17 protein-coding genes are annotated in these 23,072 nt (G+C 64.6%); 10 read left to right on the top strand and 7 right to left on the bottom strand.

What is annotated here, in order from left to right; translation table 11 throughout:
* The first annotated feature begins 117 nt into the window (after positions 1 to 117).
* From F2P45_RS29890 to F2P45_RS29875, 4 genes are all read left to right on the top strand, one after another.
* Positions 118 to 1,113, top strand: a complete 996-nt coding sequence (locus F2P45_RS29890) for an AAA family ATPase (RefSeq protein WP_166881865.1) — start codon at positions 118 to 120, stop codon at positions 1,111 to 1,113.
* Positions 1,110 to 2,447, top strand: a complete 1,338-nt coding sequence (locus F2P45_RS29885) for a vWA domain-containing protein (RefSeq protein ID WP_166881864.1) — start codon at positions 1,110 to 1,112, stop codon at positions 2,445 to 2,447. Before F2P45_RS29890 ends, F2P45_RS29885 begins: the two co-directional genes overlap by 4 nt.
* A gap of 51 nt (positions 2,448 to 2,498) precedes the next feature.
* A complete protein-coding gene (locus F2P45_RS29880; RefSeq protein WP_166881863.1) occupies positions 2,499 to 5,504 on the top strand; it encodes a hypothetical protein in 3,006 nt (1,001 codons plus the stop codon).
* 127 nt (positions 5,505 to 5,631) lie between these two features.
* Positions 5,632 to 6,567 carry an ADP-ribosylglycohydrolase family protein gene (locus tag F2P45_RS29875; RefSeq protein WP_166881862.1) on the top strand — a complete coding sequence of 312 codons (936 nt, stop codon included), beginning with the start codon at positions 5,632 to 5,634 and terminating at the stop codon, positions 6,565 to 6,567.
* A 51-nt stretch (positions 6,568 to 6,618) separates the two neighbouring features.
* On the opposite strand, the gene F2P45_RS29870 is transcribed toward F2P45_RS29875, so the two are convergent.
* Both F2P45_RS29870 and F2P45_RS29865 read right to left on the bottom strand, forming a co-directional pair.
* Positions 6,619 to 8,367 (bottom strand): methyl-accepting chemotaxis protein, encoded by a 1,749-nt coding sequence (locus F2P45_RS29870; protein ID WP_166881861.1) that lies wholly within the window; start codon positions 8,365 to 8,367, stop codon positions 6,619 to 6,621.
* A gap of 310 nt (positions 8,368 to 8,677) precedes the next feature.
* Positions 8,678 to 9,085 (bottom strand): ribonucleotide reductase subunit alpha, encoded by a 408-nt coding sequence (locus F2P45_RS29865; RefSeq protein WP_166881860.1) that lies wholly within the window; start codon positions 9,083 to 9,085, stop codon positions 8,678 to 8,680.
* 210 nt (positions 9,086 to 9,295) lie between these two features.
* On the opposite strand from F2P45_RS29865, the gene F2P45_RS29860 reads away from it, so the two are divergent.
* From F2P45_RS29860 to F2P45_RS29840, 5 genes are read left to right on the top strand one after another with little or no spacing between them, the layout of a single operon-like run.
* Positions 9,296 to 13,006 carry a nitrate reductase subunit alpha gene (locus F2P45_RS29860; protein WP_166881859.1) on the top strand — a complete coding sequence of 1,237 codons (3,711 nt, stop codon included), beginning with the start codon at positions 9,296 to 9,298 and terminating at the stop codon, positions 13,004 to 13,006.
* Positions 13,003 to 14,559, top strand: coding sequence for a nitrate reductase subunit beta (gene narH, locus F2P45_RS29855; RefSeq protein WP_166881858.1), 1,557 nt, complete (start codon positions 13,003 to 13,005; stop codon positions 14,557 to 14,559). Before F2P45_RS29860 ends, narH begins: the two co-directional genes overlap by 4 nt.
* Positions 14,559 to 15,221 (top strand): nitrate reductase molybdenum cofactor assembly chaperone, encoded by a 663-nt coding sequence (gene narJ / locus F2P45_RS29850; protein ID WP_370663331.1) that lies wholly within the window; start codon positions 14,559 to 14,561, stop codon positions 15,219 to 15,221. Before narH ends, narJ begins: the two co-directional genes overlap by 1 nt.
* A 10-nt stretch (positions 15,222 to 15,231) precedes the next feature.
* Positions 15,232 to 15,915, top strand: coding sequence for a respiratory nitrate reductase subunit gamma (gene narI, locus F2P45_RS29845; RefSeq protein WP_166881856.1), 684 nt, complete (start codon positions 15,232 to 15,234; stop codon positions 15,913 to 15,915).
* A gap of 15 nt (positions 15,916 to 15,930) precedes the next feature.
* The gene (locus tag F2P45_RS29840) at positions 15,931 to 16,677 is read left to right on the top strand and encodes a peptidylprolyl isomerase (RefSeq protein WP_166881855.1); all 747 of its coding nucleotides are present in this window, start codon (positions 15,931 to 15,933) and stop codon (positions 16,675 to 16,677) included.
* 7 nt (positions 16,678 to 16,684) lie between these two features.
* Here F2P45_RS29840 and F2P45_RS29835 read toward each other — a convergent pair whose 3' ends face one another.
* From F2P45_RS29835 to F2P45_RS29815, 5 genes are all read right to left on the bottom strand, one after another.
* Positions 16,685 to 17,530, bottom strand: coding sequence for a hypothetical protein (locus F2P45_RS29835; protein ID WP_166881854.1), 846 nt, complete (start codon positions 17,528 to 17,530; stop codon positions 16,685 to 16,687).
* Between the two features lie 21 nt (positions 17,531 to 17,551).
* Entirely contained in the window at positions 17,552 to 18,211 is a 660-nt protein-coding gene (locus F2P45_RS29830) for a suppressor of fused domain protein (protein ID WP_166881853.1), read from the bottom strand.
* Positions 18,212 to 18,299: 88 nt separating this feature from the next.
* Positions 18,300 to 18,824, bottom strand: a complete 525-nt coding sequence (locus F2P45_RS29825) for a hypothetical protein (protein ID WP_166881852.1) — start codon at positions 18,822 to 18,824, stop codon at positions 18,300 to 18,302.
* Positions 18,825 to 18,855: 31 nt separating this feature from the next.
* Positions 18,856 to 19,338, bottom strand: a complete 483-nt coding sequence (locus F2P45_RS29820; protein WP_166881851.1) for a pentapeptide repeat-containing protein — start codon at positions 19,336 to 19,338, stop codon at positions 18,856 to 18,858.
* 96 nt (positions 19,339 to 19,434) lie between these two features.
* Positions 19,435 to 21,987 carry a DUF6531 domain-containing protein gene (locus tag F2P45_RS29815; protein WP_166881850.1) on the bottom strand — a complete coding sequence of 851 codons (2,553 nt, stop codon included), beginning with the start codon at positions 21,985 to 21,987 and terminating at the stop codon, positions 19,435 to 19,437.
* A gap of 243 nt (positions 21,988 to 22,230) precedes the next feature.
* Between F2P45_RS29815 and F2P45_RS29810 the strand changes: the two genes are divergently transcribed.
* The coding region (locus F2P45_RS29810) for a hypothetical protein (RefSeq protein WP_223164854.1) at positions 22,231 to 23,072 on the top strand (842 nt) is incomplete at its 3' end.

Below are 23,072 nucleotides of genomic sequence, written 5' to 3'. Positions count from 1 at the left end.
GCCCATGCACGCCGCATAAAAAATTGCCAAATGTAAAGTAAGTTATTGCCGATTCGCATCAGTTTCAGCACAATAGGGGGCCACGCGTCGTTCGGACGCACACTACCCAAGGACTGTATGCACCCCGGCCACCTGTTTGAGTACTTATCGACCCTGATCGCGCACCGGGTGCAGCACAGCGTGATGATCTGGGGGCCGCCGGGGATCGGCAAGTCGAGCGTGGTGGCGCAGGTGGCGGCGCAGCGCCAGATCGGCTTCATCGATATTCGCCTGAGCCAGCTGGCCCCGACCGACCTGCGCGGCGTGCCGGTGCCGCGCGACGGCATCACCTACTGGTTCCCGCCAGAATTTCTGCCGCGCGATGGCGCGGGCATTCTGTTCCTGGACGAAATCAACCTGGCGCCGCCGGCATTGCAGGGCGTCGCCCAGCAACTCGTGCTCGACCGCCGGGTCGGCAACTACACGGTGCCGCCCGGCTGGTTCGTGTGGGCCGCCGGCAACCGCAAGGAAGACCGCGCCGCCGTGTTCGACATGCCGGCGCCGCTGGCGAACCGCTTCTTGCACCTGCGCGTGGAGCCCGACCTGGACAGTTTCCGCCATTACGCGATCGGCCGCAATGTGCACGAGCAGATCATCGGATTCCTGAACTTCCGGCCCTCGCTGCTGCATAAACCCGACGCCAGCAGCGAATCCTGGCCGTCGCCGCGCAGCTGGGAGATGGCCGATACCCTGCTCAAACTCGATCTCGACCTGGCGCCATCCATCGGCGCCGGCGCGGCAGCCGAGTTCCGCGTGTTCCGCCAGGCGGCCGCCCAGATCCCCGCGATTGACGCGATTTTGAAGGGCAAGTCGAAGGAGGCGTTTCCGCAAGAACCGTCGGTGCAATATGCCCTGAGCAGCGGGCTGGTGAGCCGTATCGCCACGGTCGAGCAAGCCCTGCACGCCCTGCGCTGGCTGAGCCGCAACGCGGCCCCGGAATGGGTGCAGATGGTCGCGGCCGACCTCTTCCCCAAGCTGCGCGCGCGCAAGCTGTTCGATGAGTTTTCGCGCCAGATGCGGGATGATGCGGGGCTGATGGAGTTTCTTGCCGATTTTCTCGCCCTGGCCGCATGAGCGACTGCGCCGCCCTCGAAGCCCTGTCGCGCTGCAAGATCCGGCTGCGCCAGCGGCATCCCTACTTTGCGGTGCTGACCTTGTTCGCCATCTATCGCACCGACCCCGAGGTCGCGCTGGCCGATACCGACGGCCGCGAGGTGCGCCTGAACGCGGACGCCTTCCTGGCGCTGCCCGACACCGTTGCCACCGGTTTGCTGCTGCACGTGACACTGCACGCGGCACTGCTGCATCCGCTGCGCCTGTCCGGGCGCAATCCCGCATTGTGGAATATTGCCTGCGATGTCATTGTGAATCACATCATCGGCACCCAGACCACGTTTCCGGTGCCGCCCGGCAGCTATGTGGCCGCCCATCTCGGCGAACGCTTCGTGCCGCAGACGGCCGAGCACGTCTATGAATATCTCCTGAAACACCGTCTCGGCGCCGACCAGCTGGCCGCCAAGCTGAACGCCCCGCAAGCGGCCGGCGCAGGGCAAGGCGGCGCCGGCGATGCGCCAGACGCGAGCGCAGCCGATGGCGCCGCCCGCGCCGGCCAGACCCGCACAAGCGGTTTGTCGGCCGCCATGGCGAAGCGTTTCGGCGCCAGGGCCGCGCCCGCGCAGGCCGAGGTGCCCGCGCCGCCGGCGCCGGCGGCGGCTTTGCCCGCGCCGCCGGCGCCGCTGCGCGACATCCGCGCGCCGCAGGCGGGCAAGGGCAACGAGGCCCTGCGCCTGCACTGGGAATCGGCGCTGGTCAAGGCGCGCGACCAGGCCGGCGCGCGCCGCAGCGGCAAGCAGCGCAGCAGCTGGGACAAGGAACTGGATGCGGCCTGCCAGCCCCAGATCGACTGGCGCAGCGTACTGTGGCGCTTCACGATCCAGACCCCCACCGATTTCGCCGGCCTCGACAACCGCTTCGTGCATGCCGGCCTGTACCTGGAATCGCTGGTGCAGGAAACCGTCAACATCGATGTGGCCATCGACACCTCGGGGTCGATCGGCGCCGCCGAGCTGGAACAGTTCGCCTCCGAGCTGCGCGCCATCATGAGCAGCTATCCGCACATCGTCTGCCGCATGTTTTTCTGCGACACCGCGCTGTACGGCCCGTACGAAGTGACGGCGGACTTCAGGCTGCCGCGCGCGCGCGGCGGCGGCGGCACCGATTTCCGGCCCTTCTTTGCCGCGCTCGAGCGCCAGCGGGGCGAGCGCCAGGTCGACGCGGCCATCTATTTCACCGACGGCGAAGGGCCATTTCCCGAGACGCCGCCGAACTACCCGGTGCTGTGGGTGGCGCTGCCGGGCGCCATTGCGAGCGACAGCTTTTCGTTCGGCCAGGTGATCCGCATGGCGTAAGCCAGCCCGGCGCCGGCATCCTCATTCTCACTACTTGCATCGAAGGCTCCCATGACCGCCGAAGAATTCCTCAATATCGTCCAGATCAGCCAAGGCTTCACCCAGGGCACCTCGCGCGAGCGGAGCATGGCGCAGCAGCTCAATTTTTCATACGAAATCCACTGGTACGACTGGAACGTGATCGCCACCTTCATCGGCCAGCCCGATGCCGACCTGGCCCTGATCGCCGAAGCCTGGCGCTTCGCCCCCGCGTTTGTCGAAGCGCAGCCGCGCTGGGCCGAGCTGGCGCAGCATCCGGACTGGGCGGCGGCCCTTGCGCTGCCGCAGCGCGAGATGCCACCGCCGCGCCACGGATGGGGCGGGCTGCCGGCCTACTATATCGGCCATCTGATCGCGGAAAAGAACATCAAGGGCCTCTGCCTGGTGCTCGAATCGCACACCGTCGACAAGGGCTTCTTCGCGCGCTGGGGGCGCGACTTGCTGGCGTTCGGGCACCAGTCGATCGACCTGCGCATCATGGAACAGCACACCATCGGCGCGGAGCGCATGCGCCCCCTTCTTGCAGCGTTTGCGGGCAGCAAATACGCGACCGTCCGCCTGGCCGTGGCGCGCCACGAGCATGTGAGCCCGGACACCCTGCGCCTGCTGTGCATCGACCGCGACGACAAGATTGCGAAGGCGGCGGCCGCACACAAACTGTTTCCCCACGATGCGCTCGACCTGCTCGCGCAGCATGAGGAAGAGCGCCAGGGCGAGCGCCTGGACCGGCTCGAGACCCTGGGCTGGAAAGAACTGGGCGACTTCCTCGGCAACCCCGACTTCCCCCAGGAAGGGCTGGACATCCTCGCCGCGCGCGACGACGCGGCCATCCGCTTCGCCTGCGCCATGCATCCGAACGCCAGCGACGCCTTGCTGCGGGCCACCCTGGCCGAGCCGGAGGACTGGAAGCAGGCCGCCGCCGCGCTCAGCCCCGCGCTGGCGCCGGCGCTGATGGAACAGCTGGCGGCCAGCGACAGCGTCGACATCGCCTTCGCCCTGGCCGGCAATCCGGCCTTGCCGGAAGCATTGCAACGCAAGCTTGCGAGTCATCCGTCGCGCATGGTGCGCCTGCACCTGGCCGACCACAGCAGTTCGCACGCGGTGCTGTCGCTGATCGCCGCGCAGCCGGGCAGGGCCGACGTGCACACCAGCTTCGAGCAATTGCTGGCCGTGGCAATCGATCCGAACAGTCCCGCCAGCAAGATCGGCAACCTGCAAGCCGCGACCAATACCAAGCGCAGCAACGGCGAAGCGCTGGCCAGCAGCCTGGGCTACGCGGTCGCCCGGCATCCCAAGGTGCCGGAGAAATTGCTGGGAAAAATGCGCCATGCCTTGCCGGAACTGATCGCCGCCAATCCCGGCGTGCAGCTGCGCATGCTGGAAGGCTTGCCGATGCCCGACCCCGAGCCGATTCCCGAATGGAAAATGAACGGTCCCGAAGTGGCCAAGTATCCCGGCTACGCCATCAACAGCCTGCTGCGCAGCAAGGAGCTGAGCGTGCAGCGCATGGCCTGCGACCACATCGGCTGCGACAAGGCGCTGCTGCTGCCCTTGTTGCTGGTGCCGGACACGGTCCTGCTCAAGAAGCTGGCGCAGCGCACCGACATGCCGCGCTTCTTCTACGAAATGCTGTGGCTGCTGGGAGGCGAGTCCGTGCGTGCGGCCCTGAAAGCCAACAAGGCCGCCTGCCGCCTGAGCGACTTCCGGCAAGCGTCTGCCGCTGCCGCTGCCGCTGCCGAAGCGGCGCCCGTGCGCGAGATCAAGGCCGGCGCCAAGGGCGGGATCAAAGGCAACAAAAAGGAAAGGATCGCGCTGGCCTCGGCCTCGACCGACGAAGCCATTTTGCTGGCCCTGGCCGCCGACAAGCTGAGCGAGGTGCGCGACGCGCTGACGCGGCAATCGACCTTGCCGTGGGCGGTGGTCGAGCTGCTGTCGCGTGATGCCGAGCTCGATATCCGGCGCCAGATGCCGGCCTATCTGGCCGATTTTCCGATCGAGCAGAGCGCCGCCATCGAGAGCGCGCTGTTGGCGGAAGGCGGCGCGGTGGCCGAGCGCGTCGCCGACCACACCAGAAACCCGGTGCTGCAGGAGCAGATGCTGGGCAAGTACGACCGCCGGCTGGCGTACAACGATCACCTGGCGCCGGCCCTTGCCGAGTACTACCTTTACCACGGCCCCATCGATGCGCTGCAGCGTGTGGCTGGCAATCTGGAAGGGCAAGCGGCATTTTCGTGCAAGGCGGCCGATTTCCTGTTGCAGATGCTGGACCACGGGCGCGACGATCCGCTGGCCAGCCTGCGGGTGCTGCATGCCACGCCCGATGAAGAACAGCAGCGCCACCATCTTGCGCGCGTCGGCGTGTATTTTGAGCAAGAGGGGGACCGGATCGGCCACACCTACTACGTGGTACAGAGCATCATCGAACGCTTTGTGGACGATGCCGGCATGCAGGCGCTGGTCGCGCGCTGCCTGGGGCCGCAGACGGACGAGGACAACCGCCACTGGGCCGCGCGCCTGAGCACGCGCCTGGACGAGGACGTTCTCGACCGCCTGCTGCAAGGCGCAGGCGCGGGGCGCGAGGCGCTGGCGGGCAATCCATCCTTGCCGGAGCGGGCCGCGGACGTGCTCAAGAACGACCCGCTGCCCGAGGTGCGCGCCGCACTGGCCGCCTGGAACACGCGGCTGGCCAGCCATTTCGTCAGCGATGGGTCGGCGCAAGTGAGGGCGGCGCTGGCCCGGGTGACCGCCGAGGGCGCGCTGCAGCGCCAGCTTGTGGCCGACAAGCAGGAAGACGTGCTGGCCGCGCTCGCGGACAATCCGCATTGCGACAGCGCCATGATGGACGCGCTGGTCGCCGCCAACCGCAACTACGCGGTGCGCAGCCGCGTGGTCGGCCACCCGGCCACGTCGCTCGACACGCTCAAGCTCCTGTTGCAGGACCGCCACGGCGAAGTGCGCGCCAGGGCGGTGGCCGTCATCGAGGAGCGCGCGGCGCAGCCGGGAGCGGCCGAGGCCTGAACGCGGCCAGCAGCGACGTCGACCGGCGCGGGATTTTCTTGCCGTTTTGACGCATATTGACGACAATGCAAGTCCGATTCCATAGCGAACACCGCACGATGACCATGCCCGACCGAGGCACATGCCGATGAGCGCGCCCCAGCTGACTGTTCGGGACCGCCTCGCCGGCGGCCTGGTCGGGCTGCTGGTCGGCGACGCCCTGGGCGTCCCCTACGAGTTTCGCCAGGCGCGCGACATCCCGCCGGCCCAGCTGATCGAATTCACCCCACCGCCGGATTTTGCGCGCGCGCACCATAGCGTGGTGCCGGGAACCTGGTCGGATGATGGCGCCCATGCGCTCTGCCTGCTGGCCTCGCTGCTTGAGTGCGGCAGCCTCGACCTGGACGACCTCGGCGCACGCCTGCTGGCGTGGTACGAGCACGGCTACATGGCGGTCGACGGCATGGTGTTCGATGTCGGCCTGACCTGCGGCACCGCCATTCGCGCCGTGCGTGCTGGGATGCCAGCGGCCCAGGCCGGACCCAGCGGCCAGTACGACAACGGCAACGGCGCGCTGATGCGCGCCTTGCCGCTGGCCTTGTGGCACCGCGGCTCGGACGAGCACCTGGTCCATGACGCCCACCGGCAATCCTTGCCCACCCACGGCCACTTGCGTTCGCAAGTGTGCTGCGCGCTGTACTGCCTGTGGGCGCGGCGCGTGCTGGCGGCATCCAGCGATGCCTGGGGCGAAGCGGTGGCGCGCCTGCGCGCGATCTACGCCAGCATGCCGGACGCGCTGGAGGAACTCGAATGGTCGGTGCGGCCCGACGATGCGCCCGACGGCAATGGCTCCGGTTACGTGGTCGATGCGCTGCGCTCGGCGCGCATGGTGCAGGACGCCGGAACCTACGAAGACGTGGTGCGCGCAGCCATCGCGCTGGGCAACGACACCGACACCACGGCCTGCATCGCCGGGGGGATTGCCGGCCTGCGCTTCGGCATCCAGGGCATTCCGGAGCGCTGGCGCGCCCAGCTCAGGGGAAGCGAGCTGTATCAGCGGCTGCTGGACAAGCTGCTGGCGTGAGCGCGGCGGGCCCTGAGCGCACCGATCAGGCCGGTTGCCTCCGATGAAGGCTCAGGCAGCGCCCAGCAGTACCGGTGACGCAGGCTTGCGGCCCGCAACGGTGGCTATGGATGCCGCTGCGCGGGTGCGGCCGGGGGCATCGACCTTGAAAGCCTTGACAGTCTCGACCAGGTTGCCGGCTTGCTCTTCCAGCGATTCGGCAGCGGCGGCGGCTTCTTCAACGAGCGAGGAATTGCTTTGCACCAGCGCGTCCATCTGGACAATGGCCTGGTTCACTTGCTCGATGCCCGACGATTGTTCCTGGCTGGCCGTGGCGATCTCGCCCACAATGGCCGAGACGCGCTGGATGCTGGCGACAACGTCGTTCATGGTCGCGCCGGCGTGATCGACCAGCTTGCTGCCCAGATCGACCTTGTCGACCGAATCGTTGATCAGCGCCTTGATCTCTTTTGCCGCTCCGGCTGAACGTTGCGCCAGGTTGCGCACTTCCGAGGCCACGACCGCAAAGCCGCGCCCCTGTTCGCCGGCGCGTGCCGCTTCCACCGCCGCATTCAAGGCCAGGATATTGGTCTGGAATGCGATGCTGTCGATCACGCTGATGATGTCGACAATCTTCCTGGCTGATTCGTTGATCGAACCCATCGTATCGACCACCTGCGAGACGACCGCGCCGCCCTTGATGGCAACTTCGGAAGCGGAGGCGGCGAGCAGGTTGGCCTGGCGCGCGTTGTCGGCATTTTGTCTGACGGTGCTGGTCAGCTCTTCCATGGAGGAGGCAGTCTGTTCCAGCGAACTAGCTTGCGATTCGGTGCGCGCCGACAGGTCGGCGTTGCCGACGGCGATGTCGTGGGTGGCCGCCGAGATCTCGTCCGAACTTTCGCGGATCTTTTGCACGGTCTGTCTCAGGTTGGTGCTGATGGTATTCATGCTTTGCAGGAGCTGCCCGACTTCATCGCTGCGCTCTTCGACAGCTTCGCCATTCAAGTCGCCCGAGGCGATCTTGCTGGCGGTGCCGATCGCCTGGGCGAAGCCGGCCTTGATGTGCCGGTAGATCATCAGTACGGTTGCCAGCGACATCCCCAGGGACACGCCAAGAACGCCGATCGCCGCCCAGAAGGCGGTATTGGCGCGTTCCGCCGCGACCCGCACCTCTTCACTTGTACGCTGATCGAGCATGGCCAGGAACTCGTTGACTGGCTTCATGATCGTTGCCTTGTTCTTGTGGTAATCGGCGTCGTGCATGATCTTGCGCGCCAGCGCCATGTCGGGCTCGCGTTGTTGCGTGAACTTGCCGGTGCCGTCATCGAACAAGCCTTTCACGGCATTCATGGCGATCACTTCGGTCTTGACCAGGGCATCGGAGTTGTCCTGGGCTTGTTTGAGCTTGGCGAACTCGGCATCGGTAAAGCCGGCCTTGCGCATCAGGTCGGCGAGCGCGACGGCTGGCGCGTCCGGTGTCGGTTTGCTCACGCCGGCGGCGACGAAATCCCAATAGATGCGTTCGTAATGCTGCGGACGGGGCTTGGCGCCATTGCGGATGGCGAGAATGTCCATGTACTGGCGTTCATAGGCCGCATCGCCCGAGACGACGAAGGTGCGGGCAAGGCGGGTCAGGTCGTCGGAGCTCTGGCGCAGCTCATCGGCAAGCAGGAACGATTCATAGCGGTTTTCGCTGGCGCGCATGGTCTTGTCCTGCTCGGCCGAGACGCGCGAGAAGGCCAGCAGGGTGCAGGCCGAGAGCGCCACACTGACCAGGAAAAACGCCGTAAAAATGATGCGGATCGAATAATTCTTCAGCATGGGGGCCCCCGATGAGTTCAGTGCTGTTCAGTGAGAATCCCGACAAGAGGTCGCAGACGTGACATCGCAATCGACTGCGGTGATGGATGCAGTCTCCCGAACTCATTGATCCAAGTCAATATATTCGCAAATAATCGGCTTGCATGGGGATAGGCGGGCAGGGGGCTTCAAGGGCTGTTGCCGCTGCGCTGCCCAATGAAGGACAGGTGCGCGCAAGCCATTGTTTAATCTATTGCCATGAGGCGCATGTGCAACACCCGGTGCGTGCGCTGTGTCACTACCGGTGTCAGACCTGACACCGGTTGGGACACTACTGGGCCAGTTGCTTTAGTTCGCCATCCCGCCCGAATGCCAGGAATTGCCCGATCTGGCCCGTATGAATGTAAGTCACCATCATGTTCAGCGGCGCTTCCGCCTCGGTCGAGGCCGGCGCTTTGCCGTTGCGGCCCGACATCGTGGTGACGAACACGATGTCCCATTCCTTGCCAGTGTGCTTCGACTCGGCCACCAGATCGGCGAAGCTGCCCAGTTCGTCCGTGGTCTTGTCGACGCACATGACCGGGGCCAGGGCGCCGCCGCGCTGTTCGGCATATCCCGCACGCTCGGCCTCGCCTGCGTCGTCCGGCAACTCCGCGCGGGCAAAGGCAAACAGCAGGCGCTGCGGTTGCGCCTGGGCGCGCGCGGCGCGCAGCAAATCGTCGTAACTGGTGATGTTCATCGGTATTTCCTTCAAAGTCGATATCAGATACCGCATGTATACCGTATCCATCCGGCACCCTCCATAGCCACAAAGGACTAGTCGGACTACGCCTTGTCGCCGCGCCGGACCGACTTCTTGCCAATATGCACCATGACTGCCGCTGCGTAGACTGGGCTCAATCGGGTAGCGCCCTGTCGATGGCGCCCCTCTCATCCAAGCGGAGGCAGCATGAGTCATTTTCTGGATCGTCTGAAGTTCTTCAATCGCCCCAAGGAGACGTTTTCCGACGGCCACGGCGCCGTGGTCCACGAGGACCGTACCTGGGAAAACGCCTATCGCCAGCGCTGGCAGCACGATAAGATCGTGCGCTCGACGCACGGCGTCAATTGCACCGGTTCGTGCAGCTGGAAGGTGTATGTCAAGAATGGCCTGATCACCTGGGAAACCCAGCAGACCGACTACCCGCGCACCCGTCCCGACCTGCCCAATCACGAGCCGCGCGGCTGCCCGCGCGGCGCCAGCTATTCCTGGTACGTGTATTCGGCCCAGCGCGTCAAGTACCCGATGGTGCGCGGCCGCCTGATGCAGATGTGGCGCGAAGCGCGCCTGACCATGGACCCGGTCGCCGCCTGGGCGTACATCAGCCAGGACCCGGAACGGGCCAAGTCGTACAAGTCGATCCGCGGCCTGGGCGGTTTTGTCCGCGCCAAGTGGGATGACGTCAATGAAATCATCGCCGCCGCCAACGCCTTCACCATCAAGAAATACGGCCCGGACCGCATCGTCGGTTTTTCGCCGATTCCCGCCATGTCGATGGTCAGCTACGCGGCCGGCACACGCTATCTGTCGCTGATCGGCGGCGTGGCCTTGAGTTTCTATGACTGGTATTGCGACTTGCCGCCAGCCAGCCCGCAAGTGTGGGGCGAACAGACCGACGTGCCGGAATCGGCCGACTGGTACAACTCCACTTTCCTGATGGTGTGGGGCTCGAATGTGCCGATGACGCGCACCCCGGACGCCCACTTCTACACGGAAGTGCGCTACAAAGGCACGAAAACGGTGGCCGTGTCCTCCGATTTCGGCGAGATGGCGAAGTTCGGCGATATCTGGCTGGCCCCAAAGCAAGGCACCGACGCCGCGCTGGCGCTGGCCATGGGCCATGTGGTCCTGAAAGAATTCCATGCCGAGGGCGGGTCGGACTATTTCCGAGGCTACGCCAAGCAGTACACCGACTTCCCGATGCTGGTCATGCTCAAGGAAACCAACGGCACACTGGTGCCCGACTATTTCCTGCGCGCTTCGCACCTGGCCGATAACCTGGACGAAACCAACAATCCCGACTGGAAGACCCTGGTCATCGACGAAGCCACCGGCAACATTTGCGCGCCGGCCGGGTCGATCGGCTTCCGCTGGGGCGAGTCGGGCCGCTGGAACCTGGAACAGAAAGAGGGCACCAGCGGCAATGCCATCGATCCACTGCTGTCCTTGATCAAGTGCAGCGACGCGGTCGAGGAAGTCGGTTTTGCCTACTTCGGCGGCAAGGATGCCAGCGACATGCTGATGCGCCGCGTGCCGGTCAAGAAAGTCTTGCTGGCCGACGGCTCCACGGCATTGGTGACCACCGTGTTCGACCTGACCCTGGCCAACTACGGTATCGACCGTGGCCTGGGCGGCGCCAACGTGGCCACCAGCTATGACGACGACGTGCCGTACACGCCGGCCTGGCAGGTCAAGCACACCGGCGTGAAAGCGGCCGACGTGATCACCGTGGCGCGCCAGTTCGCCGAAAACGCCGACAAGACCCAGGGCAAGAGCATGGTCATCGTCGGCGCCGCGCTGAATCACTGGTACCACATGGACATGACGTATCGCGGCATCATCAACCTGTTGATGATGTGCGGCTGCATCGGCAAGTCGGGCGGCGGCTGGGCGCACTACGTGGGCCAGGAAAAGCTGCGTCCGCAGACCGGCTGGACCCCGCTGGCCTTCGCGCAGGACTGGAATCGCCCGATGCGCCAGATGAACGGCACCTCGTTCTTCTACGCCCACACCAGCCAGTGGCGTCACGAAAAGCTGCACACGAGCGAGATTTCGTCGCCGTCGGCCGGAGACGACGTGGCGCCGATGTCCTTGATCGACTACAACGCCAAGGCGGAACGCATGGGCTGGCTGCCGTCCGCTCCGCAGCTGGAAACCAATCCGCTGGAAGTGACCCGTGCCGCCCAGGCCGCCGGGATGGAACCGGCCGCCTACGCGGTCGAGCAGATCAAGTCCGGCAAGCTGAACTTTTCGTGCGACGACCCGGATAATCCGGCCAACTTCCCGCGCAATATGTTTGTGTGGCGCTCGAATATCCTGGGCAGCTCGGGCAAGGGCCACGAGTATTTCCTCAAGTACTTGCTGGGCACCCAGAACGCGCTGATGAGCGATGAAACCCACTGCGTCAAGCCGCGCGACGTGAAGATCCGTCCCGCCGCCGAAGGCAAGCTGGATCTTGTCGTGGTGCTGGACTTCCGCATGTCCACCACCTGCCTGTATGGCGACATCGTGCTGCCGACCGCCACCTGGTACGAAAAGGACGATCTCAACACGTCCGACATGCACCCCTTCATTCACCCGCTGTCGGAAGCCGTGCAGCCGCTGTGGCAGTCGAAGTCGGATTGGGAAATCTACAAGGGCATCGCCGAGAAATTCTCGGAAATCGGGGGCGACTACCTGGGCACCCAGCAAGACTTGGTGCTGACCCCGCTGATGCACGATACCCCGGGCGAACTGGGCCAACCGTTCGATCCGAAAGACTGGCGCGCCGGCGAGTGCGAGCCGATTCCGGGCAAGACCATGCCGAACCTGACCGTGGTAACGCGCGATTACAAGGAGGTGTTCAAGAAATTCACGTCGATCGGCCCCTTGCTGGAAAAACTGGGCAACGGCGGCAAGGGCATCGGCTGGAAGACCGGGCATGAAGTCGAGGTGCTGCGCGGGATCAACCGCACGGTGCTTGAGGCGGGCGTCTCGCAAGGCCAGCCACGGCTCGACACCGCCATCGACGCGGCCGAAATGATCCTCTCGCTGGCGCCGGAAACCAACGGCCACGTGGCGGTCAAGGCCTGGGCGGCATTGTCGACCATGACCGGACGCGACCACACGCACCTGGCGCTGCCGCGCGAACACGACACGATCCGCTTCCGCGATGTGCAGGCGCAGCCGCGCAAGATCATCTCGTCGCCGACCTGGTCGGGGCTGGAGTCGGAAGAAGTGAGCTACACCGCCGGCTATACCAATGTGCACGAACTGATTCCATGGCGCACCCTGACCGGCCGCCAGCAGTTCTACCAGGATCACCGCTGGATGCGCGATTTTGGCGAGGGATTGTGCGTGTACAAGCCGGCCATCGACACCAAGACCACGGCGGCGATGCTGGGCGCGGCACCGAACGGCAACAAGGAGATCGCGCTGAACTTCCTGACGCCGCACCAGAAATGGGGCATCCACTCCACGTATTCGGACAACCTGCGCATGCTGACCCTGTCGCGCGGCGGTCCGCACGTGTGGATTTCGGAAATCGACGCCAAGGATGCCGGGATTGTCGACAACGACTGGATCGAAGTGTTCAACGTCAACGGCACCCTGACGGCGCGGGCGGTGGTCAGCCAGCGCATTCCGGAAGGCATGACCTTGATGTACCACGCCCAGGAAAAGATCATCAATACGCCGGGCGCGGAATTGTCGGGCAAGCGCGGCGGCATCCACAACTCGGTCACGCGCACCGTGACCAAGCCGACCCACATGATCGGCGGCTACGCGCAGTTGGCGTGGGGCTTCAATTACTACGGCACGGTGGGCTCGAACCGCGATGAGTTCGTGCTGGTACGCAAGATGAACAAGGTGGAGTGGCTGGAAGGCCCCCTGGTGGAAGAAACGAATGGAGCACACGTATGAAGATCAGAGCGCAAATCGGCATGGTGTTGAACCTGGACAAGTGCATCGGCTGCCACACTTGCTCGGTCACCTGCAAGAACGTCTGGACCAGCCGCGACGGCGTCGAATACGCCTGGTTCAACAACGTTGAAACGAAACCCGGCATCGGTTACCCGAAAGAATGGGAAAACCAGGATAAATGGAATGGCGGCTGGAAACGCAACGCCGCCGGCAAGATCGAGCCGCGCCAGGGCGGGCGCTTGAAGATTCTGGCCAACATTTTTGCCAATCCGAATCTGCCAGCCATCGACGAGTATTACGAGCCGTTCACCTACGACTACGAGCGCCTGCAGAACGCGCCGCTGTCGGAAACGCCGCCCACGGCGCGCCCGATCTCGGTCTTGACCGGCAAGAAGATGGACAAGATCGAATGGGGTCCGAACTGGGAAGACGACCTGGGCGGGGAATTTGCCGCCCGCAGCAAGGACAAGCTGTTCGACAACATGCAGAAGGAGATGTACGGCACCTTCGAGAACACCTTCATGATGTACCTGCCGCGCCTGTGCGAACACTGCCTGAACCCGACCTGCGTGGCTTCCTGCCCGTCCGGCTCGGTGTACAAGCGCGAGGACGACGGCATCGTGCTGATCGACCAGGATAAATGCCGCGGCTGGCGCATGTGCATCTCCGGCTGCCCGTACAAGAAGATCTACTACAACTGGTCGTCCGGCAAGGCCGAAAAATGCACCTTCTGCTACCCGCGCATCGAAGCGGGCCAGCCGACCGTGTGCTCGGAAACCTGCGTCGGCCGCATCCGCTACCTGGGCGTGCTGCTGTACGACGCCGACAAGATCGAGGCGGCCGCATCGGTTCCCGACGAGCGCGACCTGTACCAGGCGCAGCTGGGACTGTTCCTCGATCCGCACGACCCGGCCATCATCGAAGAAGCGCGGCGCCAGGGCATTCCGGACTCGTGGCTGGAGTCGGCCAAGAAGTCGCCGGTCTACAAGATGGCGGTCGACTGGAAAGTGGCCTTCCCGCTGCATCCGGAATACCGGACCCTGCCGATGGTGTGGTACATCCCGCCGCTGTCGCCGATCCAGGCTGCGGCCGAGTCCGGCAAGCTGGGGATGAATGGCATTTTGCCCGACACCAACAGCCTGCGCATTCCGGTGCAGTACCTGGCCAATCTGCTGACCGCCGGCGACCAGCCGCCGGTGATCCGCGCGCTCGACCGCATGCTGGCCATGCGCGCCTACATGCGTAGCAAGACGGTGGACAAGGTCGAGAACCTGGCGGTGCTGGAACAGGTCGGCTTGAGCAAGGCCATGGTCGAGGACATGTACCACATCATGGCGATCGCCAATTACGAGGACCGTTTCGTGATTCCGAGCAGCCACAAGGAAATGGCGGAAGACAGCTTCAACGAAAAAGGTTCGTGCGGCTTCAGCTTCGGCAACGGATGTTCGGACGGCGTGACCGAAACCAGCCTGTTCGGCAAGAAGAAACAGGGTTCGGCCATCTTCATGGCCATGCCCAAGTCGCGCAAGAACAAAGACGTTCAGGAGGCATGATGAATACCAATCGACATTATCAAGTGCTGTCCACCTTGCTGCTGTATCCGGAAGCGGAGCTGATCGCCGAGTTGCCGGCCCTGGCCAATGCGATCGCCCATTCGCCGGCCCTGCATGCGCCGCTGCTGCCGCTGTTCGCTTACCTGAGCGACGCTGCCCTGATCGACCTGCAACAGAATTATGTGACGACCTTCGACCGCAACCCCTCGCATTCGCTGCATCTGTTCGAGCATATTCACGGCGAATCGCGCGACCGCGGCCAGGCCATGGTCGACCTGATGGAGGAATACAAGCGCGGCGGCATGTACATGACGGGCGACGACTTGCCCGACTTCGTGCCGCTGTTCCTCGAATTCCTGGCGCAGCAGACCACCGAGGAGGCCGCCCGCCTGCTGTCGGACGCGGTGCATGTGCTGGCGCATATCGGACGCAAGCTGGCCGCCAATGGCAGCCCGTACGCCGGCGTGTTCGCGGTGCTGGAACATTTGAGCCCGGTCGCGGCCGAGGAACTCTCCGAACCACCGGTGCGCGACATGGACGAGGCCCTGGAAACCTTCGGTCCCGGTGCGGACGGGGTCGAGCCGCTGCTCAAGCCCGGCGCGCCCGGTACGCATCCGATCAATTTCTACCCACGCACGGCGCGCGCCGCTGCCGCTGCGTAAAGGAGGCATCATGGACTACCTGCATCAATTTCTGTTCGGAATTTATCCGTACATCGCGCTGGCGATCTTCCTGCTCGGCAGCCTGATCCGTTTCGACCGCGAGCAGTACACGTGGAAGTCGGAATCGACCCAGGTGCTGCATCAGGGCAGCTTGCGGATGGGGAGCATCTTGTTCCACATCGGCATTATCGGCCTGTTCTTCGGCCACATGGCGGGCCTGCTGACGCCGGTGTGGGTGTGGGATACGCTGGGCGTGAGCCACGGCCTCAAGCAGCTGGTGGCGATGGTGGCCGGCGGCGTGATGGGCACCATGTGCCTGGTGGGCATCGTGCTGCTGCTGGCACGCCGCTTTGCCAACGAGCGCCTGCGCAAGGCCACCACCTTCAAGGACAAGATTGTGCTGCTGTGGATCCTGGCCACCTTGCTGCTGGGACTGTCGTCGATCTACGTGTCGGCCGGCCACATGGACGGGCACACGATGGTGCTGCTGATGAACTGGGCGCAACATATCGTGACCTTCCGCGCCGATGCGGCCGGCTTCATCCTGGACGCGCCGCTGCTGTTCAAGCTGCATCTGTTCATGGGCATGTCGCTGTTCGTCATCTTCCCGTTCACCCGCCTGGTGCACGTGTGGAGCGGTTTCGGCGCGCTGACGTATCTTGGCCGCGCTTATCAGCTGGTGCGTAGCCGTTAATCGGGGAGAATGATCATGGGTATTTCTGTGAATGGCGTGGAGATCGACGACGTGGCGATCGAACGCGAATTGCCGCATCATCAGGAGGCGGGCAATCCGCTCAAGGAAGCGGTGCATGAACTGGTGCTGCGCACCTTGCTGCTGCAACAGGCCGATGAACTGGGCATGACCGGGGGCGACGACGACGCCCGCATCGAGGCGCTGCTGGCGCTGCAGGTCAAGGTGCCGAAAGCCGACGAGGCTGCCTGCATGACGTGGTATCGCAACAATGCCCAGCGTTACACCAGCGGCGAGATGGTCGAGGCGCGCCATATCCTGTTCCAGGTGACGCCGGGGGCGCCGCTGGAATTGCTGCGCGCCACTGGCGAGGCGGTGCTGGAAGAGTTGCTGGCGCATCCGGAGCGCTTCGGCGAGCTGGCGGCGCAGTATTCGAACTGCAGTTCGGGCAAGGTGGGCGGCAGCCTGGGGCAATTGTCGCGCGGACAAAGCGTGCCGGAGTTCGAGCAACTTGTGTTCCGGCTGGGCGAAGGCGAACTGGCCGTACGCTTGCTGGAAACCCGCTTCGGCCTGCATATCGTGCAGGTGCTGCGGCGGGTGGCGGGGCGCCTGTTGCCGTTCGAGGCGGTGAAAAGCGAGATCGCGGCCTATCTCGACCGCCAGTCGAGCCAGCGCGCGACCCATCAATACCTGCATATCCTGGTGGGACAGGCGAACATCGAAGGCATGAGCATGGAAGGGGCCGACAGCCCGCTGGTGCAGTAGGGGCTGGCTAGGAGTCCTGACCCGCCGCGGGTGTGGATACGCGGCGCATCCCGGCCTTGTCGATGCGGCACAGCCATCTGGCGCCCGGGGCCCACGGCGGTGGGGTGCTCACCGGCTCCACGTAGCCGTCGGCGATGACATGGCCGGGCTGGCCTTGCTCGTCGGTATCGTCATCGAAGATGGCAACCGGCATGCCGCGATAGAAGTTGTGGAGAAGGCCGGCGGAATCGGTGTCGGCATCGCGGTACGACAGCACAACGAGGTTGTAATCGACCATCTGGCCGGCATCGACGCGCAGGCGGGGCGACAGCTGCGCCGGCAGGGGCAGGCTTGGCGCCGGCGGGCGGCCAGGCAGGCGCAGGTCGGCCGCGCTGGCAAAGGTGAGCGCGCCACCCACGAATGCCGCGCCGTGGCGGGCTTGCACATGGAAGCACACCGCGCACTGCATCACCAGCTCGCCGGAGGCGAGCGCCTTGCAGGTGGCGAAATCGTCGTGATGACATCTGGGGCAACACTGTTCGATGCGCACCGTGACCAGGCGTTCCATGGTCTCGCACAGCAGCGCCATGATGGAATACAGATCTTCCCGGACTTCGTAGCGCTGGATGCACTTCTTGAAATAGCGGAATTCGCCATCGCGCATCGTCGATTGCGCCACCGGGTAATCGGCCGCTTGCATGCTGAAATAGCGCGCGAAACGCAGGTGGGAAAATGGTTCGCTGCAAAATTGCGTCCGGTATTTCCTGAATCCGGCGACGAGAGTGCGGAAAATGGCTTCCGGCCCGGCGCCGTCGTCGAGCAGCAGCAACTGATTGCGCAGATCGTGCCACTGGAGCTTCATCAGCTTGCGCATGCAGTGCCGCCGTCGTCGCGCTTACACGTACGGTCGCCGCACGGGATCGAATACGTGCGGATGGTCGTTATCATCGAGCAGATCGAGAAACTCGCCGAGGCCTTCCTCGCTGTTGCGGATCAGGGCATATTCGCTGTCCGAAATCAGATGCACGCACAGGGTTCCGATCGCATGACCGTCGTGTTCGATGTGATCGAACAGTTCGCGGTCGGTGCGGATGATCGGCGGCAGGAACAGGAAGGTCTTGAACGGGCAGCCTTCCAGCGGCGGCATCGGCATCGGCACCGTGTGACCCTGGCCGAACCAGGTGCGGTCGATTTCCGGCAGCTTTGCCAGCCAGCGCAAGGTGGCGAAATAGGCGGGATTAAGATTCGGTACATTCCACACCAGTTCCGTCGCCAGGGTGTCGTCCACATCGGTATCGAGCGGGCCGGTCATCAGACGGTCGCTCATGCCCGAGGTGACCAGCACATAGCCTTCCTGGTCTTCGGCGTCGATGTCGCATTCCTCGACAAAGTTGCGGCCGAATGCATAGATATTGACGCGCAAGGCGGTATCGTCGTCCAGATCCATGTGATCCGGTTCGCCCAGTTCGCTGGCCATGGCGCGCAGGCGCATGGCGGGAAGGGTCTCGTCATTGGCTTCGGCAACGCCATACAGGATGTCTGATTTCTCGTCCATGGATCGCTTTTCTGGAAATGAAGATAATCGGACTATACAACGCGGGCGCGCAAACGTCGATGCCGGCCTGGCCGATGCGCATGCTTCCTCAAGAGATCGGTGGATCTGCCGGGCGAACCTGGCGCCAATCGATTGTGTAGGTCAACGCGATATCCCACGGCCGGTAAATCGGGAAGCGCCACAGGACGCCGTGGGTACTCATGGCTTCCACACAGTCACCGACGACGTTGACCTCGTAAAACGGGTTGGAGGCGGTGAAAAAGATCGCCCAGACCAATCCATGGTCGTTGACGACGGCGACAAAGCCGTCGCCTCCCATGGAACCTTCGCCGCACACGGCGCGCGCATTCGTGCCGGGAATCGGCGGCTGCCTGACATAGTCGGTCAAGTCGACGAATTCCATGCCGTATTCGCACAGGCTGTCGATCGTCGTTTCGCACACCGGCCAGGTCTGGCAGCGGTAATTGCCTTCGTGATAGTCCGAACGCTCTTCCATGAGCAGGACCGTGCCATCGCCGGTGAGGATGCCGCAGACGCAAGGCATGCGGAATTGCTTCCAGTTAGCCTCCACCAAGGGGTGGGAAGGGCGGGAATCGAGGTCGATTGTCAGCATGGGTTCTCTTTACGTTGGTCCGCGCTGCGGATTATACGCAGACCATGCCGCGTGCCTCGGGATCGAGATCTCGAGGCCAGGTGGTGCAACGGTCGTAGACGGCGCCCGACAGGTCGGCAGTATCGAGTCCCTCGCATTGCGCAAGGCTGGCACCGCAGAATACCGCACCTGAAAAGCGTGCACCGTCGACGGCGGCATGGCGCACATTCGCACCGCTGAAATTCGCACCGTCAAAAACGCCGCTGCGCATCATGGCTTGCGTCAGGTCGGCATGCGAAAAGTTCGCTTGCGAGGCCTCGCACGCGGCGAGAATGGCGCGCTGAAACAGGCAGCGGGAAAAATCGGCCCCGATGGCATACGCGGATCGCAGTCCTGCGCCGGAAAAATCAGCCCCTTGAAGATCCGCCCCGGCCAGCAGGGCGCGGTGCAGCTCGAAGCCGGCAAACGAGGCGCCGGCCAGGGACTCGGCGTCGATGTGCACATCGCACCCTGTTTCGCAACGAACGGTGATCATGGAATCGCTTGCTCGGTGAATTGACGCATGAACAGGATCCTTATGCAACCGACATTCAGCGCGCCGGCGCCAGGTGGATGCTGACGTGGTAGCCGGTTAAACAATGCCGCTGCTGCGTTTGATCTGTTCGAGCGCCATGGAGACTTCCCCATCGTCGCCGCACGCAGCAATCTGCACGCAACTGAGTTCGCCGAATTGATACAGGCGGATGCCTTTGGACAGTTGCCGCCTGGCGTCGAGCGACAGCAGATTGCCGCTCTCGTCGTACTCGCTCCTGCCGGCGACGACCGGCACGGCGCCTTCACCCACCAGCAGCTGGCCCGCCACCTGCGGCAGCATGCGCCGCATGGGATCGTAGCGGAAGCGGCTGGTCAGCGCGCCCTGGGTGCGGCCGGCCGGGCGGTACACGCGGTCGCGTTCGATCTCGGCGATGACCTTGCCAACGTGATGGATAGGGTGCGGATGCCCGGCGCCGGCGGACAGCTTGTCGAGCACGCACCGGTCCGGCCGCGTGGTCCGGATTCGCTTGCCCAGCTGATCGTACGCATGGCGCAGCAGCGTCGTTTCGCCAGCGCTGTCGGCCTGCTCGGACACCAGCCGCCCCATGGCATCGTATTCCAGGGAGACGATGGCATCGGCAGTGATGGCGTGCGTCAGCCGGCCCAGGTCGTCGTAGGTGAAGCGCAGGCGCGACTGTTCCGCCCCGGCCTCGCCGGCCGTGCGGACGATGAACATGTCGATGACCTGCCCGGCGCTGTCGCGCGTATAGGTGGTGTCGGTGCGCACGCCGCTGTGGTGTTCTTCTTTCGCGGCCAGCAGCCCGCTGGCGTCGTAGCGATAGCGGGTCTGGCGCGCGTCGACGCCGGTCTCTTCGATCACGCGGTCGAGCGCGTCGTAGACGAAGCGCTGCGTGGCGCCATGTTCGTCGATCAGTTCGGCCAGGCGGCGCGCGGCGTCGTAACGGTACTCGCGCACGCCACCATGCGCATCGATGCGCCTGAGCGGCTTGCCGTCCACATCGAGCACCCGGCTGGTACGCTTGCCGGCGCTGTCGGTGCGCGCCAGCAGGCGGCCCAGTGCGTCGTACTCGTAGCGCTCGGCGGCGCCGTCCGCCTGCACTGCCGCGATCAGGCGTCCGGCCGCGTCGTAGGTGTAGGCGGTCGCCTTGCCCCGCGCATCGGTCATGCGCAGCAGCTTGCCATCGACGTCGTAGCTGAAGTGCGTGCTGTTGCCCGAGCAATCGGTGTAGGCGGTCAACTGCGCCGCGCCGTTGTAGGCCAGCGTCTGGATGCCGTTGGCGGGATTCGTCAGCGTCAAGGGCAAGCCGTGCGCGTCGTACTCCCAGGCGGTGCGGTGGCCGAGCGCGTCGGTCATGCTGAGCAGGTTGCCGCGCTCGTCGTAGCGCAGCGCCGTGACGGCGCCGGCCGCATCGGTCATCAGCGCGGGTTTGTCGACCTCGGCGGCGTACACGATGCCGGTGCCTTTACCCTTGCTTTCCACCCGCACCACGCGGCTGCGCCGGTCGTAGCGGTAGTGGGTCGTGCGTTCGCCCGGCGCGGCGATGGCGGTCACGTTGCCGTGGTTGTCGAGCTGGCGCACGGTTTCGCCGCCGAGCGCGTCGATCATGCTGGTGAAGCGCTGTCGTTTGTCGAAGCGGAACAGCTCTTCGCGGCCGAGGTGGTCGTAGACCAGGGTTTCGCCGGTCAGGTAGCGGAAATTCCACGACATGCCGGTGTTGGTCCAGTTGCGGGTGACCTTGCCGGTCCACTCGTATTCGTCGTATTCGTAGTGCGACACCAGCCCGCCCGGTTGCGCGTGCCCGACCATGATGTGGTTCATGTAGGTGAACTGGCGCGTCACTTCGCCGGCGCGGTTGATCACCTGGAACAGGTTGCCCAGCTCGTCGTACTGGTACTGCATCACCACCTCGGTGGTCGGCTCTTCATAGTCGACCGCGTCGCGCTGCACGCTGATGCCGCCCAGCCGCACCTGGCCGCGATGCGTTATGTAGTCGAGCACGAAGACGCGCCCGGCGCTGTCGGTTACCGTCTCGGGCAACTGGCGCGCGTTCCAGGCGATGCCGATCTGGTTGTCGTTGGCGTCGATCATGCCCACCAGCACCGCGTTGTCGTAGGCCCTCGGCAGCATGGCGAACTGCCTGCGCAGCCCGTCCTGGTCGATCAGCTCGAAGCTGCGTTCGCCGGTGCGTTCCAGGGTGATTTTCTCGGACAGCGAATACAGGGCGTCGCCGACGCGCGGCAGCGCGAAGGTGATGTCGCGCTGGAACGGGTCGAGAATGATCAGCTGGCCATCGCTGATGTGCAAGGTGTCCGACAAGGGCGTGCTCCAGCCCTGGCCGAGCAGGCCGGTCTTGCGCTGGCCCGAACTGTAGATGCGCTGCCAGCGCAGCGGCAGGGCGGCCGGCAGGGCGAAGTCGAGCTCACTGTCGCCGGCCAGGATCTTGCAGCCCGAAATGGGGTTGACCGGATTGGCGACCAGTAAACACAGCGGCGAGGCGTCGCCGAGCCAGCGCGGGCGCGCGTCGCTGCCGGGGTTCGCCCGGTCGCCAGTCGAGGCCTCGCGCCGCCGCATCGGGCGCAACAGATTGTTGAAGTTTGGCCAGCTGTTTGGATCGGGATTCGTTGTCATGCGGGAGGGGTTTCGGCGCGTGGATGTCGATGAACCGGAAAAATGTCAAATATCAAATAACCAATTTCTTTGTGATAGTATACACACTTTCCAAAACGATAACCTTCATTTTCTTGCACTGGCTGGCGCGACATGTCCGCCGGGCAGGCGAGCGACGAGGGCGGGCGAGGGCGGCGCTGCGGCGCGCGGACCTGGCGTCGCCGGGGGATCGATTCAACTTTTGTAATTGCGGGAGTACCAGCGATGTCTTTTCAACCCTTAGATAACAAGTCCGGCAAACCTGACGCACTTGACGGCCTCAAACCCCACACCACTGTTGCCACCACGCCGCCGGCGTCGGCGGCGTCGGTCGCCGGCCTGGCGCTGGGTGCCGCCGGCGTGGCCGGCATCGACGGCGCGAAGCTCGCTGTCGCCGGCGCCGCGATCGAGGCGGCATCGGCCCTGCAAGGCGGCGCCGGACTGGGCGGCCTGGCCAGTGCCGGTGCGGCTCTGGCGGCCCAGGCCAATCCCAAAGTGGCGCAGGCGATGAAGGTCGCCGGCCAGGCGCAAGCGCTGTTGGGCCAGGCGGGCGATATCGCCGGCAAGCTTCCGAACATGCCCTTCGTGCCGGACGCGCGCGCCCTGGGCGATGCGATTGGCGGCCAGATTCCGCACATGCCGTTCGTGCCCGACGCGCGCGCGCTGGGCGATGCGATCGGCGGCAAGATCCCGAACATGCCCTTCGTGCCCGATGCGGGCGCGCTGGGCGAGGATATGTCGCAGTATCTGAACCTGTCGATCGCCGAGCACCCGCTGGCCGGGCAGGCGGCGATGGACTTCAGCGTACCGGTTGAGAGCTTCATGCCGGCGGCGATCGATCCGGTCGCGCTGTCCGCCCCCGAGGCCGGTGCCAGTCCTGCTGGCGGCGGCGGGGGCGGCGGCGCCGCCGACTTTGTCGACGGCACGCGCCTGCTGCGCTTTTACTCGCCCATCAAAGGCTTGCTGATCGAGTCGATGAGCGGCACGACGACGATTTCGGACCAGTACATCTTCAACCTGAGCCTGATCTCGAAAGACGGTTCCATCGAACTCAAGACGCTGATGGG

Source organism: Massilia mucilaginosa, from assembly GCF_011682145.1.
Classification (GTDB): domain Bacteria; phylum Pseudomonadota; class Gammaproteobacteria; order Burkholderiales; family Burkholderiaceae_D; genus Telluria_A; species Telluria_A mucilaginosa.
Note: the sequence above shows the minus strand (reverse complement) of the source record. Positions and strands in the feature narration are given on the sequence as shown.

Bases quoted from the DNA above. Each gene is read 5' to 3' on its own strand.
- narH (WP_166881858.1), top strand. From the start codon at position 13,003: ATGAAGATCAGAGCGCAAATCGGCATGGTGTTGAACCTGGACAAGTGC.
- F2P45_RS29870 (WP_166881861.1), bottom strand. From the start codon at position 8,367: ATGCTGAAGAATTATTCGATCCGCATCATTTTTACGGCGTTTTTCCTG.
- narI (WP_166881856.1), top strand. From the start codon at position 15,232: ATGGACTACCTGCATCAATTTCTGTTCGGAATTTATCCGTACATCGCG.
- F2P45_RS29890 (WP_166881865.1), top strand. From the start codon at position 118: ATGCACCCCGGCCACCTGTTTGAGTACTTATCGACCCTGATCGCGCAC.
- narJ (WP_370663331.1), top strand. From the start codon at position 14,559: ATGAATACCAATCGACATTATCAAGTGCTGTCCACCTTGCTGCTGTAT.
- F2P45_RS29825 (WP_166881852.1), bottom strand. From the start codon at position 18,824: ATGCTGACAATCGACCTCGATTCCCGCCCTTCCCACCCCTTGGTGGAG.
- F2P45_RS29880 (WP_166881863.1), top strand. From the start codon at position 2,499: ATGACCGCCGAAGAATTCCTCAATATCGTCCAGATCAGCCAAGGCTTC.
- F2P45_RS29830 (WP_166881853.1), bottom strand. From the start codon at position 18,211: ATGGACGAGAAATCAGACATCCTGTATGGCGTTGCCGAAGCCAATGAC.
- F2P45_RS29860 (WP_166881859.1), top strand. From the start codon at position 9,296: ATGAGTCATTTTCTGGATCGTCTGAAGTTCTTCAATCGCCCCAAGGAG.
- F2P45_RS29820 (WP_166881851.1), bottom strand. From the start codon at position 19,338: ATGATCACCGTTCGTTGCGAAACAGGGTGCGATGTGCACATCGACGCC.
- F2P45_RS29840 (WP_166881855.1), top strand. From the start codon at position 15,931: ATGGGTATTTCTGTGAATGGCGTGGAGATCGACGACGTGGCGATCGAA.
- F2P45_RS29865 (WP_166881860.1), bottom strand. From the start codon at position 9,085: ATGAACATCACCAGTTACGACGATTTGCTGCGCGCCGCGCGCGCCCAG.
- F2P45_RS29835 (WP_166881854.1), bottom strand. From the start codon at position 17,530: ATGCGCAAGCTGATGAAGCTCCAGTGGCACGATCTGCGCAATCAGTTG.
- F2P45_RS29815 (WP_166881850.1), bottom strand. From the start codon at position 21,987: ATGACAACGAATCCCGATCCAAACAGCTGGCCAAACTTCAACAATCTG.
- F2P45_RS29885 (WP_166881864.1), top strand. From the start codon at position 1,110: ATGAGCGACTGCGCCGCCCTCGAAGCCCTGTCGCGCTGCAAGATCCGG.
- F2P45_RS29875 (WP_166881862.1), top strand. From the start codon at position 5,632: ATGAGCGCGCCCCAGCTGACTGTTCGGGACCGCCTCGCCGGCGGCCTG.